This window comes from Citrifermentans bemidjiense Bem, from assembly GCF_000020725.1.
Lineage (GTDB): Bacteria > Desulfobacterota > Desulfuromonadia > Geobacterales > Geobacteraceae > Geomonas > Geomonas bemidjiensis.
Map to the genome: position 1 here is coordinate 1396022 of NC_011146.1, position 16842 is coordinate 1412863.

Genomic DNA, 16842 nt, shown 5'->3' on the forward strand with positions numbered 1-16842 from the left:
AATATCATGTCACCATGCTGGTTGCGCCGACACCACATTTAGTGGCCGGCCAGGAATAAACCACAAGATGTATGACGAAGTCAAGAGCTAAAACATTAAAAGGCGGCGGACGGAAAAATCTCTGGCATCGGGGCGGATAACTCCCTATGCCATTTACAACATGGCCGGCGCTGTGCTATTAATATCCGCTTCTAAATTTCTCGACGGAGCTGACATGTCCGAGTGTAGTTGCGGTACCCAAAAAGAATTGCTCGAATCGCAGGTTAAGGCGCTGAAGGACCTGATAGAGGTCGCCAAGGCGGTCGTCTCGACGCTCGATCTGGATACGGTGCTGCAGGCTATCCTCAACAGTGCCATGGGATTTGCCGAGACCCCCGCCGGAAGCGTCGCCCTTTATTACGACGCCAAGCGGGAGCTGAGCCTGCATGCCCACTCGGGGCTGACGGCGGACTTCGTCAAGAAGGAGCGTTGGGAGGTGGCCCCGGGCGGGCTTACCGAACAAGTGCTCTCTGCGGGGGAGATCTTCTTGATCGAGGACACGGAGAAGACTCCGTTCTTCAAGAACCCGATAGCGCTCAACGAGGGTATCCGCTCTCTGGTCTGCGTGCCGCTCATCTTCCAGTCGCGCATCGTCGGGATACTCTACCTTGACGATTTTAAGCCCAGGGAGTTCGACCGGGAGAAGATGAACATGCTCTCGATCCTCGCCTCCTTCGCCGCCATGGCGATACACAACGCGACGCTGCACAAGCGGACCAAGCTACTGGCGATCACCGACTCGCTCACCGGGCTGCACAACCACCGCTACTTCAAGCAATACTTCAGGCAGGAGATGGGGCGTGCCAAGCGCTACCACAAGCCCTTCTCCATCATCATGATGGACGTGGACGACTTCAAGTCCTACAACGACAGCTACGGCCACGCAACCGGCGACAGGTTGCTGGCCCTCATGGGCGAGATCATCCTGGAGACCATCCGCGGCGTGGACGTCGCCTTCCGCTACGGCGGGGAAGAATTCATCGTGCTGCTCCCCGAGACCACGCTTGACAAGGCTATCCTCGCCGCCGAGCGTCTGCGCGAAAGCGTGCAGGCCGGGACTGCGAGCCGGCCCGTGGACGGGTCAGGCCGCGGCGTGACCGTCAGCATCGGCGTGGCGAGCTATCCGGACAATGCCGACAAGATGGACGAACTCTTCAACATCGTCGATTCGCTCCTTTACCTTGCCAAGCGCTGCGGCAAGAACAAGGTCTATCACCAGGAAAGCCTACAGATCCCCGCGCCATGAACCGATACCGCATACATTGTCTGCCGGGCCTCCTGCTAGTGGGGGCCCTTTACTTTGGCGCGCCCGTTTTGGCCGCGACGCCCACACCTGCCGCTGCGCCGGGCGCGGCCGAGGCGGCGCAACCAAAGACAGAAGCGGCGCAACCAAGGACTGAAGCGGAGTTCATCCCCTCTTTTCGCTACGGCGACCGCGTGCTCACCGAGGACACCGTCTGGAAAGGGGTGGTGCTGGTGGAAGGGGCGGTAACCATTGCGCCTCAGGCGACGCTGACCATCGAGCCTGGGACGGTACTGCGCTTCAGGGGGAAGGAGCCTTCCGGCGCGGTGCTCGTGGTGCAGGGGCGGTTGGCGGCTGCCGGAACCAAGGAATCCCCCATCGTCTTCACCTCAAGCTTTGCCGTGCCCGCCGCAGGGGACTGGCAGGGGGTGATGCTCCTGGGGAGCGAGAAGAGAAACGTCCTTGAGAACTGCCGCATCGACGCCGCGCAGACCGGGCTCGAAGCTATTTTCTCCAACCTGACGCTGAAGAGCGTGCGGGCCGAGCGGAGCAAGACCGGGATGAGGTTTCAGGACGCCCTGGTTGTGATGGAGGGGGGCGGGGCCAGCGACTGCGATACCGGCCTCAACTTCTCCGAGAGCGAGGCGACCCTACGCAACCTGAACCTGATTGGAAACCGCAAAGGGCTCGTCGCCCAGCGCAGTTCCATTTATATGCAGGAGGGAAGCCTTTCCATGAACGGCTCCGCTTTCTCGTGCGACAGCTGCCGGGTCAGGTTGCAAGGGGGGGCTGTGTCGGACAACGCCAGAGGTATCACCCTGTACGAGAGCGAAGGGGCGGTCACCGGTGTTCAGGTAGCGCGCAACAGCGACTACGGCATTTCGCTCACCGCATCCCGGATAAGGGTCACGGCGAACCAGATGACCGGCAACGGCAACAGCGGCCTGTTGGTCTTCGACGGCTCTTCCGTCGCCTGGGACAACGCCATCCACGACAACGGCTACGACGTTTACAACGCCGGCAAGGAGGAGTTCCGGGCGCCGGGCAACTGGTGGGGGGCGGCCGGGCCAAAGATTTATGACAACGGTGGAGCGGGGAAGGTCATATTCACCCCGCGGCTGACAGCACCGCCTGAAGCAGGTTCCAAAGAAAAACCCTAAACTTTTTACCCAGAGAGGATGGAGATACATGATACGCAGAGAAGGCCGCGCGGCCAACGCCTTGAGAGAAGTTAAGATCACCCGCAATTACCTGAAGCACGCCGAGGGCTCTGTCCTGGTCGAGTTTGGGGACACCAAAGTCATCTGCAACGCAACGGTCGAGGCGAGGGTACCTTCGTTTCTGAAAGGGAAGGGGAGCGGCTGGGTCACGGCGGAGTACTGCATGCTGCCGCGCGCCACGCACACCAGGAACCAGCGCGAATCTGCCAAGGGGAAACTCTCCGGCCGCACCCACGAGATCCAGAGGCTGATCGGCAGGTCGCTGCGCGCGGTGGTCGACCTGGAGCTTCTGGGCGAGCGCTCCATCGTGATCGACTGCGACGTGATCCAGGCCGACGGCGGCACCCGCACCGCCTCCATCACCGGCGCCTACGTGGCCTTGGCGGACGCGCTGCAGAACCTGGTCAACGCCGGCGAACTCGAGAAGAGCCCCCTCAGGGAGGCGGTCGCCGCCGTAAGCGTGGGGATCGTCGACGGCGTTCCCTTCCTCGACCTCGACTACCCCGAGGACTCCACCGCCGAAGTCGACATGAACTTCGTGATGACCTCGTCCATGCGCTTTGTCGAGGTGCAGGGGACTGCCGAGGCGGAGCCTTTCACCCTCGACCAGATGGACGCCATGCGCAGGCACGCGATGCTCGGCCTCTCCCGCCTCTTCGAGATCCAGCAGGAGGCTTTGCAGGCATGAAAGAGCTCCTGGTAGCGTCGGGGAACAAGGGGAAGCTGCGCGAATTCGAGAAGCTTTTGGAGGGGGTGGTGGAGACCATCCTCTCCCCTGCCGACTTCCCGGGGCTTCCGGAGGTGGAGGAGGACGGCGACAGCTTCGAGGCGAACGCCCTGAAAAAGGCCCGCTCCGCCGCGCTCTTCACCGGTAAACCGGTTCTGTCCGACGACTCCGGGCTCTGCGTCGACCACCTTGGAGGGCGCCCCGGCGTCTACTCGGCGCGCTTTGCCGGAGAGGGGGCCGGGGACGCCGCCAACAACGCGCGCCTCTTGCAGGAAATGGCCGGAGTGCCGCGCGAAGAGCGCACCGGCGCCTTCCACTGCGTCATCGCCCTTTGCCTCCCAGACGGAAGCTGCCAGACCTTCGACGGCATGCTAAAGGGGGAGATACTGGATGCGCCGCGCGGGGAGGGGGGCTTCGGCTACGATCCGCTCTTTCTGGTTCCCGAGCACGGGCAGACCTTCTCCGAACTTCCGATGGAGATCAAAAACACCATCAGCCACCGCGGCCGCGCCATGCAGATGCTCAAAGAGGCGCTGCAAAAACGGGAAGACGTCTCACGCTAAGACGCAAAGACGCAAAGAAAAGCAAGACAGCAAAAAAGACTCTCTAACAGGGATAAAGGGGATGCAGGGGATGCAGGGGATTAGGCATAAGCTTTGTTCTTAGCAGTCATCCCTTTTATCGTTTCATCACTGTGCAAGCGCTTTTTTGTTTTGAATTGTTCGAGCCAATCCGTTTTGCTGTTTACTGGAAAAATCTGCTTGCACAGCCATAAATGCTGTGCTATAAACGTGGTTCTTGAATCGGGGTGTAGCGCAGCCTGGCTAGCGCACCTGCCTTGGGAGCAGGGGGCCGGAGGTTCGAATCCTCTCACCCCGACCACTCAAGCAGTCCTTCTCTGCGCCTGTAGCTCAGTTGGATAGAGCAACGGCCTTCTAAGCCGTAGGTCAGAGGTTCGAACCCTCTCAGGCGTACCAAAATTGAATATGGTGGATATGGTGAAGCGGTTAACACAAACGACTGTGACTCGTTCATACGTGGGTTCGATCCCCACTATCCACCCCAAATAACCACAGACCCCGTTTATTAGCGGGGTTTGCTGTTTTATCTTCGCGAGAGTGGCGGAATTGGCAGACGCACCAGACTTAGGATCTGGCTCCTCACGGAATAGGGGTTCAAGTCCCCTCTCTCGCACCATCAATTATTTCAAAGGGTTATCCGATTTCGGGTAACCCTTTTTTTCCGTGAAAGCTCGTGCATCGTTTTGCAACCTCGAATCCCTTTGTACGGGTTGTCCAACTGGCGCCGCAGGGGGCGCAAGTGGGGGCTCTTTTCCCAACGGAGCGATAGGGAACGGCTGCTCGCCCCCGTGTCATTCATGAAAATTCCGGTATCATTAACGTTGTGCGGTGAGTCACAACTATTCAGGGAGGTCACGATGAGAACGGTATTCTTGCTCATGCTTATACTTGTTGCCAAGCCTTCCTTGGCAATTGAGCCCGACAAGGTATCGCATTTCGCTGGGAGTTCTGCCTTGGGCCTTGTTGCCGACAGCGTCGCCTATCACACCGCGACACAAATGGGGCCGGGCGAGAGAATGGCGGTGTCCTCGGGCGTTGCTCTGGTGCCGGGTTTCATCATCGAGTGCGTGGACGAGTTTTCAGGCTACCACTTCAGCTGGGCCGATCTTTTGGCCGATGCTCTCGGGGCCGGTACCGGTTCCGTTGCCGGTGAGCTTCTGAACGGTCAATTCTGGATTTCCGCTTCGGGCCGCCAGGTGCGCTTGATCGGCCACTGGTGAAAAGCTCCCTGCGCACCCTCGGGAGGAGCATGCATGTTTTGTCATGAAGGTGGCGAGGCTCCAGAAAAGCTTCCAGGACGGCGACAGCGAACACAAAAAAAGGAATCCCCATCTGCTTCAGTGACGGGGATTCCTTTTTTATTTACGGCCGGTCAGCAAGTTACTTCGCTTTGATCATCTCGATTTCAAGGTTGATGTCGACGTCTTCGCCTACTGCGACGCCGCCGGTCTCAAGAGCCGCGTTGTAGACCAGACCGAAATCCTTGCGGTTGATCTTGGTGCTGGCGACCACGCCGCTTCTCAGGTTGCCCCAGGGGTCCTTGCTCTCCTTGGCCGGCCCTTCCACGTTCAGCACCACTTCCTTGGTCACGCCGTGCAGCGTCAGGTCGCCGGTCACTTTGAGTTTGCCTTTGCCGGCCTTGGCCACCTTTTTCGAGGTGAAGGTCATGGTCGGGTACTTGGCGGCGTCGAAGAAGTCGGCGCTCCTCAGGTGCTCATCGCGCTTGGCGACATTGGTGTTGACCGATGCGGTGTCGATGGTGACGGAAACCTTGGACTTGGTTATGTCCTTGTCGTTCAGCTCCAGAACGCCGCGGTGCTTCTCAAAGCTCCCCTTGACGTTGGAGACCATCAGGTGGCGCACCTTGAAACCGACGTTGGAGTGGTCGGGGTCGATATTCCAGGTAGAGGCAGAGGCGACAACGGGAAGGGCCAGTGCTGCTATGGCTGCGATGGATGCGATGATCTTTTTCATGGTGTACTCCTTTTTACAGGTTATTGTTGGATGGTTTTAAGTTATACGCTTTAACGTTAAGCTGTTTTCTCAAAAAAAAGGCGCTCTCTGTTATCCCTGTCCCTCCCTTATTCCAAGTTTCTTGCACAACTCTCCCAGCGTTTCCTGTTCCTGTTCCGTGAGGACGCTCATCTCCGACACGATGGCAGCCTCGACCTCGGCGAAAACGACCTCTATCAGCGCCCGTCCCTTGTCGGTGAGGACGACGGTGTAATAACGCCGGTCTTCCAGGCTGCGCTCCCGCCTGACCAGCTCCTGCTTTTCAAGGTTGTCGATGACCAGCGTGATGTTCCCGGTGCTCTTGAGGATCTTCGCGGCCACGTCGCGCTGGCACATGGCCCCCTTGTGGAGCAGCGCCTCCAGGACTCCGAACTGGCTGATGGTCAGCCTCGCCTCGGACATCTTCCGACCCACCCTGCTGGTTACCGACTCGGAAGCCCGCATCAGCTTGGTGTAGGTATTGAGCGCACGATATGAATTTTTTTTCTCTTCCATGGTGTTTCTCCTGCTATACATTCGATGTGCTATCGATTGATATTAAACTAGTTCCGAATCGATTAAATGTCAAACTATTTTTTTCACCCTCTGGTAAAAAAATATAAGTGGCCGTACTGACTAGGAAAACAGACAAAAAGCCGCCTCCGTTGGTACGGAGGCGGTCGGATTTCTTCTTCGATGCACACCCGGCGGGAGCTTCCTATCGACGGGAGTAGCTCATGCGTTCCGAAAGGGTAGGGTAGGGGCGGTATCCGCTATTTCTTCTGACGCAGCTCCTTGACGGGGTGCTGCCCCGCCAGCTCCAGGCGGTAATCCTGCCCATTCTTGCGCTGGTTCATCTTGATCACCTCTTCGCTCGGGGCACCCTTTACGTTGAGCAGGTCCTGGCACTCGACGTAGCGCCGGTTTTCCGGGAGTTGGTCCGGCGGGCCGATCTCGGTTTCGAAAGCGTTGTAGTCGATCTGGGTGGCCAGGATCTCCCTGACGTAGTTCACCTGGGACTTGAACTGCAACGGCGCGGGGAAGGTCTGCGGCAGCACCTGATCTAAGTTTACCCCCATCTTGCCGGCGATCTTGCCCAGGTTCTGGAGGTGAGTGAGCTCCATGCCCAGGTGCAGTTCCCAGATCGGTTTCACGTGGCGGTCGGTTTCTTCCTGCAGAAAGGACCAGTAGAGCCAGCACTCGTTGTACTCGTGCAGGAGCGCGTTCTCGATCCACGGGGTCTGCGGGTCGAGCAGCGACTCGTACTGGGTGACGTGCTGCTCCTCGATCATGGCGATCTCCTGGTATAACCCCCGCCCGACCTGGTCCTGCAGCGTGTTGCCGATGTTCATGTAAAAGTTCATGGTCTGCTGCTCGCCGGCCAAAAGGGTGAGAGTGTAGAGCTTGGTGAGCGGGTCGGCGGCCATCCGGTTCATCGGCTTCCTGACGTCGTCGAAGGGGTGGCGGTGCTCCTTGACGGTGGGGCGCCCCGGTGTGATCTCGGTCAGCTTCCCGACCAGCTTCTCCGCTTTCACCCCCTGCGTCATCTCCAGGAGGTTGGCATAGCGGTACAGGTGGTCGAAGTCCTCCAGAAGCCCGAAATCGAAGACCTGCTTCACGTACTGATCGGGGACGTTTGCGGCGAGAAAGGCGGTAAGATCGACCGCCACCTGCTCATAGCCGATGGTGGTTTCAAGCGGCGACTCGTCTCCCGGGGAAAGCCAGTTGATGGTTTTTTGCTGCTGCTGTTCGACCCTGCGGGTGAGGGCTAACTGCTTCTTTAGTTCCGGGGCGTTGCAGTTGCGGGCGAACTGGTGCGAGAAGATGGCCCCCTCGACCTCCACGCCGTTCATGAGGATAATGCGGGCCTTGGTGTAGGGATGCACCTCGTTCTTGTCGTAGGGCTTGACGTTCAGCTCCTGCCAGTTCCTCAGCTGCTTGTCTGCGGCGATGCCGCGTTCCTTGAAAGGATTAAAGCTCACGTTGAACCTCCTTTGGTTAGAATTTGCCAATTATACAAAGAGGGCTAGGGCCGTCAAACGTATCGATTCGCTTGACAGGACAGGTTCCCCTTTTTATACTTGCGCGATTAAAAATTTCCAATAAGGAATAACCCATGCTTAGGCTAATTAGAATTGGGTACCTGCTGTTGCTGGGTTCCGAAAAATACTGGCGTCTTGTGGCGCACCACGCGGGAAGAACAAAAATAGGGGGGTAAAAATGCGCATTGTAATGGTAGCCGCTCTTTCGCTGGCGCTTTGCGCCGGGTGCTCCGCCAAGCGCGGGGAACCTATTTCGGAGCCGCTGAAGATCGACAACGCCAGGGTGGCCCGGGGGGAGCGCGCCTTCATGGCCAATTGCAACAAGTGCCATCCCGGAGGGGAGAAGGGGCTCGGGTTTGCCCTCAACAACAAGCCGTTGCCGGGATTCATGATCAAGGCGCAGGTCCGAGCGGGAGCCGGTGCGATGCCCGCCTTCACGAAGGAACTGATAACGGGAGAGCAGCTTGACGAGATCGTGGAGTACGTGGCGCTCCTAAGGAATTCGCCCCCCCCGCCCCGGGAGAACCTTAAGCAGGAACAGTAGGCGGCAACGCTGCATTTACTGCCTTAGATGTTGCAAAAACCCCTCTTTAGTGGAACAATACCGCGAGCTTTAAGCCGGTTTTACTCTTTGAAGAGGGGCTGAGACTATGAATGGACCAGACAGCAAGCTGATCAAGGCACTGCATCTCGGTCTGGAGATATCGCAGATCAAAGATATCGACCTGCTTCTGGAGAAGATACTGACAGAGGCGCGCCGCTTCACCAATTGCGACGCAGGTTCCATCTATGTGAAGGAAGGTGACCTGCTCAAGTTCAGTTACGCCCAGAACGACACCATGCAGCGCCGGTTGCCGGTGGGGCGCAAACTCCCCTATGCGACCTTCACCGTTCCCATCAGCAGCAGTTCGATAGCCGGCTATGTCTCCCTGAACGGCTCCATCCTCAATATCCCGGACGTCTCCTGCATCGATCCGGTCTACCCCTTTTCTTTCAACAGCCGCTACGACGAGATCGGCTACCGTACCCGCTCCATGCTCACCGTCCCTCTCAAGAACCACCGGGGCGATGTGATAGGCGTGCTGCAGCTGATCAACGCCATGGACGCCTGCGGGAGCGTAGTTCCTTTCACCGACAATAACGACGATATCATCACCTACTTCTCCAATGCCGCGGCCAATGCGGTGGAGCGCGCCAAGATGACCCGGGAGATCATCCTGAGGATGAACCGGATGGCCGAGATGCGCGACCCGAAGGAGACCGGCCCGCACGTGAACCGGGTGGCCTCCTACGCCGTTGCGCTCTATGAGGCGTGGGCTGCGAGAAACGGGCTGTCGCAGCAGGAGATCGACAAGAACCGCGACGTGCTGCGCATGGCGGCCATGCTGCACGACGTGGGGAAGGTCGCCATCTCGGACACCATCCTGAAGAAACCCGGACGCTTCAAGCCGGAAGAGTTCGCCATCATGAAGCAGCACACCGTCTACGGCGCCGATCTTTTCAGCGACATCTATTCCGACTTCGACGAGTCGGCGGCGGTGGTGATCATAAACCACCATGAGAGATGGGACGGCAAGGGGTACCCCGGGCACATCGATCCGCGCACCCGCCAACCCTTGCCCGGGTTCGAGACGGAACAGGGGGGAGCGCGCGGCAAGCGGGGGGAGGAGATCCCGCTCTTCGGCAGGATCGTCGCCATAGCCGACGTCTTCGACGCGCTCACCAGCAGCAGGTGCTACAAGGACGCCTGGGACTGCGACAAGGTCCTCGACACCATAAAGGAAGAGGCGGGCAAGCAGTTTGACCCGGAACTGGTCGAGGTGCTGTTGGAATGCTGCCTGGATTCCTTCCTCCAGATCGCCAAGCTTTACCCGGACCAGCACGCATCTCCCTTGGCGGCGCCCTGATCGCTCCCGGGTACGGGTGAGCCGACGCAGTTTCCGAGGGGGAGGAAGGGTAGGTTAGGAGGTTCCGTGAAGAGACTCTTATTGCTGGCGTTGCTGGTTCTGGGGCTAGTGCTGCCGATGCGGCTTTTCGGGGAGCAACCGCAGGTGGCGGTCATCTCGGTGCGCGGCCCGATCAACCCGGTCACCTCAAGCTATCTGAAGCAGAGCCTGGAGGCGGCGGGAAAGCGCGGGGACCGGCTCCTCATGGTCGAGCTGGACACGCCAGGGGGGCTGGATACGGCGATGCGCGACGCGGTGCAGGCCATCTTCGCAAGCCCCGTCCCGGTCGCGGTCTACGTCACGCCGTCCGGGGCTCGCGCCGCTTCGGCAGGGGCGGTGATAGGGCTGTCGGCGGACGTCCTGGCCATGGCCCCGGGGACCAACATCGGCGCCGCGCATCCGGTGGGGCTTGGGGGCGAAAAGCCGGACAAGGTGATGGAGTCGAAGATCGTCAACGACGCGGAGGCGTACGTTGACGGCATCGCCAAAAAGCGCGGCCGCAACGTGGAACTCGCCAGGCGTATGGTGCGCGACAGCATCTCGCTCACCTCGGAGGCTGCGCTGCAGCAAAGGGTGATCGACCTGATCGCCGCCGACCGGCAGGAGCTTCTGGCCAAGCTGGAAGGGCGCAAGGTGCTCCGCGGGGGGAAGGAAGTGGTGTTGCATCTCTCCAGAGCCAAGGTGACCAGCTACGAGATGGGGACCCGCGACAAGATCCTAGACGCCATCAGCAACCCGGATGTCGCGTACATGCTGATGCTCCTGGGTATGCTGGGGCTCTTTTTCGAGCTCTCAAACCCGGGGGTGATCCTGCCCGGGGTGATCGGCGGGATCTCTTTGCTCCTCTCGTTCTTCGCCTTGCAGACCCTGCCGGTGAACTACGCGGGGATCGCCCTGATACTGCTCGCCATCGTCCTATTCATCGCGGAGGTCAAGGTGGTTTCCTACGGGATGCTCGGGGTGGGGGGGATCGTCTCCATGGTGCTCGGCTCGCTCATGCTCTTTCCGTCGCCGGAGCCGTACCTGCGCCTTTCCTGGAGCGTCATCATCGCCACGGTGCTCTTAACCGCAGGGTTCTTCATCGTGGTGGTCGCCAAGGTGGTGCAGGCACACCGGGAAAAGCCGATCACCGGGGTGGAGGGGATGCTCGGGGAGGAGGGTGTGGCGGACAGCGACATCGACCAGGAGGGAAGGGTGCTGGTGCGGGGCGAGTACTGGAACGCGGTGAGCGGCGAGCGGATACTCAAAGGGGAGAAGGTGCGGGTGGTGGAGGTAAAGGGACTGCATCTTAAAGTCGAAACCATAAACCGCAAACCATTAACAAGGAGAACGTCTGAGGAGATCTGAGAAAAGCGAATCTGGAGAAAACAAAACAACCAAATCTTTAGCCACGGAGAAAATCGGAGAAAAACAGACTTTGTGTAAAACCGAAACTAAAGCCGAGACTGGCCCCGGAGGGCTTAAAGTCGTCCCCGGGGCCTTCTTTTTAATGGTGGTGCGGGACCGGGAGGCACCCCTCTTCGTTGAGCGCGTTGAGGTACGCGCCGCGCAGATCCAGGAAGGCCTGGGACAGCCTGTCGATCAGCAGGGTGTGACTGCAGCCGATCAACTCCAATAGCCCGTTTTGTTTATTCGAGATCAGCCGCTCGATGTGCGCGGACCTGCGGTTGATATCGACGTGGGTGTGACCTTGGGCATGGCTCACCAGACTCAGCGTCGCATCGGTGACAAAGACATCGATGGAATAGATCGCTGCAACCTGCGGATGCTCTTTCAGCTGAAAGACCACCCGTATTTCTGGATGAGGAAACTCGATCCCTGGAAGGTGGTCCGGCCCCACGTAGTGCGACGAAGCTACCGGCAGCACCTCGAGGAAGCAATTGAGAAGGCTCGACTCTATGTCTATGGGAGTGCGAACCGGCAGTTTCAGGGCTGCCCGTGAAAACTGCTCACCGTGTTCTAAATAAAGTGAAAGGCGCATATGCTCACCTATAAGTTGTTGGTGGATTGACATGATAAAAATAAAGCCGACCTGCGTGAAAAAGCAAGTCTGCTCCCTTAATTATCTTTCGCTCATCTCTCGTTCAGTCCCGCCTGTGCAGACGCGCGGCCCGCGCCGCTTTACCTTATTGCTGTTTTCGCTCCTTCGGCGCGATTCCCGTACATTGCGACGTTGTCAACGCGCGGTTCTCCCTATATGCTTCCCCCGGGTTTTTCCCGGCACCCACAAGGAGGTAGGTTCAGATGAACGCTGAAGTGGTTTCGGTGCGTTACCGGATTCCCCTGACCGAGGGACAGGCGCAAAAGCTTCGGCGGACCTGGCCCAACGGCGACCCGTTTTATCCCTACGAGAAGATGGAGCGCTACCTGGAGCCGCTCCTGGTGGAGGATCTCAACTGGCACCACTACTCGGGAAACTACCTCTACTTCACCGTGTACGGGGACGATATCGAGGCGACGCTGGCCGACGCCATGAAGGTGTTCGAAACGAGGCTGGCTATGCTTGAGGGGAAAAAATCATGAAAACTCTGCTGAGGATCTGGATCTTGTTGCTGTTGTCGGCGACGGCCGCGCAGGCCTCGCGCGGGGAGATGGCTCGCGAGTTCCTGGCCGAGACCAACGTCGCCCGCACCGACCCCGCCCGCTATGCCGGCTACCTCAAGGAGATGAGGGGGAACTTCATCGGGAAGGGGTACCGGCTCCCGGGTTCGATGAACCTGGTAATGACCAACGAAGGGGTGGCCGCCGTCGAAGAGGCGATAGCCTTTCTGTCCAGGCAGCGTCCCGTGTCCGCGCTTTCCTGGTCTCCCGGGCTGGCTAAGGCGGCCGGTGAACTGGTCCGGGAACAGGCGGCCTCCGGCACAACGGGGCATGACGGCGCAAGCGGCGACCTGAAACAGCGCATCGAGCGCTTCGGCACCTGGCAGGGGAGCATCGCCGAGAACATCGGCTACGGTCCCGATACGGCGCGCCGGATGGTGATGGAGCTGATCATAGACGACGGCGTATCCGGCCGCGGACACAGAAAGAACATCTTCGAGCGTTCCTTCGGCACGGCGGGCGCCGCCTGCGGATCGCATCCTTTGTACCGGAACATGTGCGTCATGGACTTCGCCGTCGGATACAAGAACAAGTAGCTCTTGGGATGAATGCCCCTTCATTTCCAAGCAGTAATTGCTTGACACTCCCGTCCCAAATACCTATAGACTAATGGCTCGTTTTTCCACCCGAATCCTTTTCCCCCCCTCGCCGGGGCCTATGGGGATATATGTACTGGGAATCTTTCGGCTTCAAAGAGGCGCCTTTCGCGCTTACCCCCAACCCCTCGTTCCTGTTCCTAAGTTCTCCGCACCAGGAGGCGTTCGCGCACCTGCTCTTCGCCATCGAGAGCCGGGCCGGTTTCATCGAGCTTTCGGGCGAGGTGGGTACCGGCAAGACGACCATCGTGCGCACGCTGTTGAACCAGCTCGACCCGGAGACCCACCGCACCGCGCTCATCTTCAACCCGACGCTTTCGCCACTGGGGCTTTTGCAGGAGGTCAACTCGGAGTTCGGGCTCGACTGCGTGAGCCACGACATGCGCGAGCTGCACACCACCCTGAACGCCTATCTGCTGGAGGAGAACCGCGCCGGCCGCACCGTGGTGCTGGTGATCGACGAGGCGCAGAACCTCTCGGTAGAGGTGCTGGAGCAGGTCCGGCTCATCTCCAACCTGGAGACGGACAGCGACAAACTGATCCAGATCGTGCTGGTGGGGCAGCCGGAATTGAACGCGCTCCTGTCGCGGGAGGAACTGAGGCAGCTGGACCAGCGCATCACGGTGCGCTACCACCTGAAGCCCATGTCTTTCGACGATACCTGCGCCTATGTCCGGCACCGGATCCGGTTCGCCGCCGACGGGCGGGAACCGCTTACCTTCTCGCAGGGCGCATTCAAGAAGATCTTCAGCTTCTCCGGCGGTTTGCCGCGCCTCATCAACGGGGTCTGCGACCGTGCCCTGCTGCTCGCCTACACCAAGGAGTGCAAGGAGGTTTCAACCGAAATGGCGGCTCTTGCCATAGCCGATCTGCGCAGGTCGCTGCCCCGCAGGCGGCGTGCCGTACCGATGAAGGCCCTGTCTGCCGGGGTGGCGCTCTGCATCCTGGCGATTGCCGCCTTCTCGATATTCTCCGGGTCGCTGCTACGCCAGAAACCTGCCGCCTTGCACCCCCCTCCCGCACTGTCGCGCGAAGCGGCGCTCGCAGGGCTTGCTGCCTCCTCCGAACAGCAGAACCTGCTCGCCTCTGTCAACGCGGTGCTGGCGGCGTGGCAGGCCCCGGCGGCTGTTGCCACCACGGGGCAGCCGGCGACGCTGCGCGGGCTTGCCCGCCAGCGCGGGATGACGGCGACGAAAGTGACCGGGAACCTCGACACGCTGGCGCGCCTGGACGCCCCGGCGCTGCTCCATGTAGCCGTTCCGGGGGGAGGCGAGAGGCTCATAGCCCTCTTGAAGGTCGACCGTGACGAGGTCGGCGTGGCGCCGGCCGTGGCGGGAAAAGATAGGCTCACCAAAGCGGAGCTCGCGCAGATCTGGAGCGGCGGCGCCACCTTGCTCTGGAAGGATTTCCATGGCATCTCCTCGCGCGGCAAAGCTAGTGAGAAGGCGGCCGGGGTGAAACTGCTGCAGGGGCTCTTGAAACAAGTCGGCTGCTACGACGGCGCCGTTAACGGAGAACTCAGCGACAAGACCCAGGCGGCTGTCGCCGAATTCCAGCGCCGGGAGCAGTTGACCGCGGACGGGAAGCTGGGGGGGCAGACCCTGATGATGCTGTATCGGCGCGCCGGAGGTTTTTTCCCGCCGGGGCTGCAAACCTTGACCCACAACCAGGGGCGAATCTAGATGAGTCTGATCCTCGATGCCTTAAGAAAAATGGAACAGGAGCGCAGGAGCCGGCGCGGCGCCGCGAACGACCTGCGCCCGGAGGTGCTCCGCTACCACCAGACCAGCCAGCCCAAGGAACCGGCCCGCTATCCCGTCCTGCTCGTCGGCGCGGCGCTTCTTTGCCTCGGCATCGGCGCGGGGGTGTTCCTAAAGGGGAACCGGAACGAGACGTCAAAGGAGGAACCGGTCGCAGCAGCGGTCGCTCCGGCTCCACAGCCGGTCGCAGCCGTTCTTCCCGCCGCCCCTTTGCCTGCTGCACCCGCCGTTGCGCCGGCCGCTCCCATAGCCGTGCCGGCACCGCAGCCGGCCGCCGCGGTCCCGGCTCTCCCCCCCTCTGTGCAGGGGGAGGCCGCAACCATGCCGGCCAGATCGAAGCCGTCACGGGCCTCTTCATATCGCCCCGCCGCGGCAGAGGGGGCGGGTGGATCCCCGCGGGAAACCGCCGCGGTACAGTCGGGTGCGCCGGACATCGTCATCTCGGGGATCGCTTACCAGGACGAAAGGCGCATGCGCCGCGCGGTGTTAAACGGCGTCCTGGTGGGGGAGGGGGCCGAAATCGCCGGCGCCCGGGTAGTCGAGATCAAGGAGACCAAGGTAAGGCTGTCGCGCGGCGGCCAGACCTTCGAGCTTCCTTTCTCCTCGGGGCATTAATACCGCTGCTTAAAAAAGGGAAATCGGAAAATACGAGGAAGGCCGCTCTTGGTCCCCCTCCCCTTGCGGGATGTATAGACTGGGGACATGGTTTACAAATGTTCGGGGACATAGTTAACACTTTTGCCAAGAATGACCTTTCCTCGGAGGAGGGAGACCATGCCTTGGCGACCGGTGGATACTATGACCCTGAGATTCGAGTTCGTTCATTTGGCGTTGCAGGAAGGCAGCAACATAGCCTTCCTTTGCAAACGCTTTAACATCAGCCGTCCGACCGGCTACAAATGGATTAGCAGGTTCCTTGAAACCGGCGTCGAAGGCCTAATTGACTTATCTCGCAAGCCACTGACCTGTCCACATAAGACGGTCACTGCGACCGAAGATGCTATTCTCAAGCTTCGCGAAGAACATCAGGCTTGGGGAGCACGTAAGCTACGTAAGCGTCTTGAAAAACTTGGGCATCAGGGGGTGCCTGTACCTTCGACCATAACAGCAATCTTGCGCCGCAACGGCTGCATTGATCCAGCTGAGTCAGATAAACATACTGCTTTCCAACGGTTCGAGCACCCATACCCAAACGACCTATGGCAGATGGATTTCAAGGGCAGTATTCCGATGAAGCATCATGGTCGCTGTCATCCGTTGACTGTTCTGGATGACCATTCCCGGTTTAGTGTGGTGCTTGTAGCCTGTGCCAATGAGCGAACAGAAACGGTTAAAGCTGCTTTGATTGAGGCATTCAGGCAATATGGATTGCCATATCGAATGACCATGGACAATGGCAGCCCATGGGGTAACGATCAATACAACGACCTTACGCCATTAACGGTCTGGCTTATCAGAAACGAGATACGGGTCAGCCACTCTCGCCCCTATCATCCTCAAACACAGGGTAAGGACGAGCGGTTTCACAGAACTCTGGTTGCAGAAGCAATCGCTGGAAGAGTCTTCGAAGACCTAGCTGACTGCCAGCTTAGATTCGACACCTTCAGGCATTGCTACAACTTGGAGCGCCCACACGAATCACTAGGTATGGAAACTCCGATGACGCGTTATAAGCCTAGCCGGCGGACTTACTCAGAAATACTGCCCGAGATTCAGTACGCCCCAGACGACGAGATCCGAAAGGTCCAGGCCGAGGGTAAGGTGTCATTCAAAGGCCGATGTGTGCGCCTCGCGAAGGCGCTCAGGGGGCAGCCGGTGGCATTTCGGCCAACCATACGCGATGGCGAATATGGCGTTTATTTCTGCAGCCAGAAAATCGCAGAAGTCGATCTCAAAGAACAAAAAGTGTAAACCATGTCCCCGAACAACTGTAAACCTTGACCCCGGTCCATACAGCGGGAGGGGGTAGGGGGTGGGGAAAGGTGCAATCATTTCCGTCCCTTGCAGATTCCCCCCCCGTCCCCCTCCAGTGTATAGACTGGGGACATGGTTTACAAATGTTCGGGGACATAGTTAACACTTTTGCCAAGAATGA

General features: G+C 59.5%; 17 protein-coding genes and 4 tRNA genes. 17 read left to right on the plus strand and 4 right to left on the minus strand.

Annotation, left to right across the window (positions count from 1 at the left end; all coding sequences use genetic code 11):
* The first annotated feature begins 214 nt into the window (after window positions 1-214).
* The 9 genes from GBEM_RS06025 (at window position 215) to GBEM_RS06065 (ending at window position 5030) form a co-directional block, all read left to right on the plus strand.
* Complete coding sequence (locus GBEM_RS06025) at window positions 215-1285, plus strand: sensor domain-containing diguanylate cyclase (RefSeq protein WP_012529634.1); 1071 nt, start codon at window positions 215-217, stop codon at window positions 1283-1285.
* The gene (locus GBEM_RS06030) at window positions 1282-2442 is read left to right on the plus strand and encodes a right-handed parallel beta-helix repeat-containing protein (protein WP_012529635.1); all 1161 of its coding nucleotides are present in this window, start codon (window positions 1282-1284) and stop codon (window positions 2440-2442) included. Before GBEM_RS06025 ends, GBEM_RS06030 begins: the two co-directional genes overlap by 4 nt.
* A gap of 31 nt (window positions 2443-2473) precedes the next feature.
* A complete protein-coding gene (gene rph, locus GBEM_RS06035; RefSeq protein ID WP_041263057.1) occupies window positions 2474-3190 on the plus strand; it encodes a ribonuclease PH in 717 nt (238 codons plus the stop codon).
* Window positions 3187-3792, plus strand: coding sequence for an XTP/dITP diphosphatase (locus tag GBEM_RS06040; RefSeq protein ID WP_012529637.1), 606 nt, complete (start codon window positions 3187-3189; stop codon window positions 3790-3792). Before rph ends, GBEM_RS06040 begins: the two co-directional genes overlap by 4 nt.
* Window positions 3793-4033: 241 nt before the next feature.
* A tRNA-Pro gene (locus GBEM_RS06045) sits at window positions 4034-4111 on the plus strand.
* 18 nt (window positions 4112-4129) lie between these two features.
* A tRNA-Arg gene (locus GBEM_RS06050) sits at window positions 4130-4206 on the plus strand.
* Window positions 4207-4218: 12 nt separating this feature from the next.
* Window positions 4219-4294 (plus strand) — tRNA-His (locus GBEM_RS06055).
* A gap of 47 nt (window positions 4295-4341) precedes the next feature.
* Window positions 4342-4426, plus strand: a tRNA-Leu gene (locus GBEM_RS06060).
* 241 nt (window positions 4427-4667) lie between these two features.
* Entirely contained in the window at window positions 4668-5030 is a 363-nt protein-coding gene (locus GBEM_RS06065) for a hypothetical protein (RefSeq protein ID WP_012529638.1), read from the plus strand.
* Between the two features lie 160 nt (window positions 5031-5190).
* On the opposite strand, the gene GBEM_RS06070 is transcribed toward GBEM_RS06065, so the two are convergent.
* The 3 genes from GBEM_RS06070 to GBEM_RS06080 form a co-directional block, all read right to left on the minus strand.
* Window positions 5191-5784, minus strand: a complete 594-nt coding sequence (locus GBEM_RS06070) for a YceI family protein (protein ID WP_012529639.1) — start codon at window positions 5782-5784, stop codon at window positions 5191-5193.
* 90 nt (window positions 5785-5874) lie between these two features.
* Complete coding sequence (locus GBEM_RS06075; protein WP_012529640.1) at window positions 5875-6318, minus strand: MarR family winged helix-turn-helix transcriptional regulator; 444 nt, start codon at window positions 6316-6318, stop codon at window positions 5875-5877.
* A 257-nt stretch (window positions 6319-6575) separates the two neighbouring features.
* Complete coding sequence (locus tag GBEM_RS06080; protein ID WP_012529641.1) at window positions 6576-7784, minus strand: hypothetical protein; 1209 nt, start codon at window positions 7782-7784, stop codon at window positions 6576-6578.
* Between the two features lie 238 nt (window positions 7785-8022).
* On the opposite strand from GBEM_RS06080, the gene GBEM_RS06085 reads away from it, so the two are divergent.
* The 3 genes from GBEM_RS06085 to GBEM_RS06095 all read left to right on the plus strand — a co-directional run bounded on the left by GBEM_RS06085 (window position 8023) and on the right by GBEM_RS06095 (window position 11137).
* Window positions 8023-8388 carry a c-type cytochrome gene (locus GBEM_RS06085; protein WP_012529643.1) on the plus strand — a complete coding sequence of 122 codons (366 nt, stop codon included), beginning with the start codon at window positions 8023-8025 and terminating at the stop codon, window positions 8386-8388.
* Window positions 8389-8494: 106 nt separating this feature from the next.
* The gene (locus tag GBEM_RS06090) at window positions 8495-9751 is read left to right on the plus strand and encodes a GAF and HD-GYP domain-containing protein (RefSeq protein ID WP_012529644.1); all 1257 of its coding nucleotides are present in this window, start codon (window positions 8495-8497) and stop codon (window positions 9749-9751) included.
* 66 nt (window positions 9752-9817) lie between these two features.
* Entirely contained in the window at window positions 9818-11137 is a 1320-nt protein-coding gene (locus GBEM_RS06095) for an NfeD family protein (RefSeq protein ID WP_012529645.1), read from the plus strand.
* A gap of 139 nt (window positions 11138-11276) precedes the next feature.
* On the opposite strand, the gene GBEM_RS06100 is transcribed toward GBEM_RS06095, so the two are convergent.
* Entirely contained in the window at window positions 11277-11771 is a 495-nt protein-coding gene (locus GBEM_RS06100) for a hypothetical protein (RefSeq protein WP_012529646.1), read from the minus strand.
* A gap of 263 nt (window positions 11772-12034) precedes the next feature.
* Between GBEM_RS06100 and GBEM_RS06105 the strand changes: the two genes are divergently transcribed.
* The 5 genes from GBEM_RS06105 (at window position 12035) to GBEM_RS06125 (ending at window position 16658) form a co-directional block, all read left to right on the plus strand.
* Window positions 12035-12313: a hypothetical protein gene (locus GBEM_RS06105; RefSeq protein ID WP_012529647.1), complete on the plus strand. Its 279-nt coding sequence runs from the start codon at window positions 12035-12037 to the stop codon at window positions 12311-12313.
* A complete protein-coding gene (locus GBEM_RS06110) occupies window positions 12310-12927 on the plus strand; it encodes a CAP domain-containing protein (protein WP_012529648.1) in 618 nt (205 codons plus the stop codon). The genes GBEM_RS06105 and GBEM_RS06110 overlap by 4 nt, the downstream gene beginning before the upstream one ends.
* A 131-nt stretch (window positions 12928-13058) precedes the next feature.
* The gene (locus GBEM_RS06115; RefSeq protein WP_012529649.1) at window positions 13059-14669 is read left to right on the plus strand and encodes an AAA family ATPase; all 1611 of its coding nucleotides are present in this window, start codon (window positions 13059-13061) and stop codon (window positions 14667-14669) included.
* Window positions 14670-15362 carry a general secretion pathway protein GspB gene (locus GBEM_RS06120; RefSeq protein ID WP_012529650.1) on the plus strand — a complete coding sequence of 231 codons (693 nt, stop codon included), beginning with the start codon at window positions 14670-14672 and terminating at the stop codon, window positions 15360-15362.
* 159 nt (window positions 15363-15521) lie between these two features.
* Complete coding sequence (locus GBEM_RS06125) at window positions 15522-16658, plus strand: IS481-like element ISGebe1 family transposase (RefSeq protein ID WP_012528777.1); 1137 nt, start codon at window positions 15522-15524, stop codon at window positions 16656-16658.
* Window positions 16659-16842: the final 184 nt, after the last annotated feature.

Excerpts from the sequence above, each read along its gene's own strand:
- GBEM_RS06025 (WP_012529634.1), top strand. The coding sequence starts at position 215 with ATGTCCGAGTGTAGTTGCGGTACCCAAAAAGAATTGCTCGAATCGCAG.
- GBEM_RS06030 (WP_012529635.1), top strand. The coding sequence starts at position 1,282 with ATGAACCGATACCGCATACATTGTCTGCCGGGCCTCCTGCTAGTGGGG.
- GBEM_RS06040 (WP_012529637.1), top strand. The coding sequence starts at position 3,187 with ATGAAAGAGCTCCTGGTAGCGTCGGGGAACAAGGGGAAGCTGCGCGAA.
- GBEM_RS06065 (WP_012529638.1), top strand. The coding sequence starts at position 4,668 with ATGAGAACGGTATTCTTGCTCATGCTTATACTTGTTGCCAAGCCTTCC.
- GBEM_RS06070 (WP_012529639.1), bottom strand. The coding sequence starts at position 5,784 with ATGAAAAAGATCATCGCATCCATCGCAGCCATAGCAGCACTGGCCCTT.
- GBEM_RS06075 (WP_012529640.1), bottom strand. The coding sequence starts at position 6,318 with ATGGAAGAGAAAAAAAATTCATATCGTGCGCTCAATACCTACACCAAG.
- GBEM_RS06085 (WP_012529643.1), top strand. The coding sequence starts at position 8,023 with ATGCGCATTGTAATGGTAGCCGCTCTTTCGCTGGCGCTTTGCGCCGGG.
- GBEM_RS06090 (WP_012529644.1), top strand. The coding sequence starts at position 8,495 with ATGAATGGACCAGACAGCAAGCTGATCAAGGCACTGCATCTCGGTCTG.
- GBEM_RS06100 (WP_012529646.1), bottom strand. The coding sequence starts at position 11,771 with ATGCGCCTTTCACTTTATTTAGAACACGGTGAGCAGTTTTCACGGGCA.
- GBEM_RS06105 (WP_012529647.1), top strand. The coding sequence starts at position 12,035 with ATGAACGCTGAAGTGGTTTCGGTGCGTTACCGGATTCCCCTGACCGAG.
- GBEM_RS06110 (WP_012529648.1), top strand. The coding sequence starts at position 12,310 with ATGAAAACTCTGCTGAGGATCTGGATCTTGTTGCTGTTGTCGGCGACG.
- GBEM_RS06115 (WP_012529649.1), top strand. The coding sequence starts at position 13,059 with ATGTACTGGGAATCTTTCGGCTTCAAAGAGGCGCCTTTCGCGCTTACC.
- GBEM_RS06120 (WP_012529650.1), top strand. The coding sequence starts at position 14,670 with ATGAGTCTGATCCTCGATGCCTTAAGAAAAATGGAACAGGAGCGCAGG.
- GBEM_RS06125 (WP_012528777.1), top strand. The coding sequence starts at position 15,522 with ATGCCTTGGCGACCGGTGGATACTATGACCCTGAGATTCGAGTTCGTT.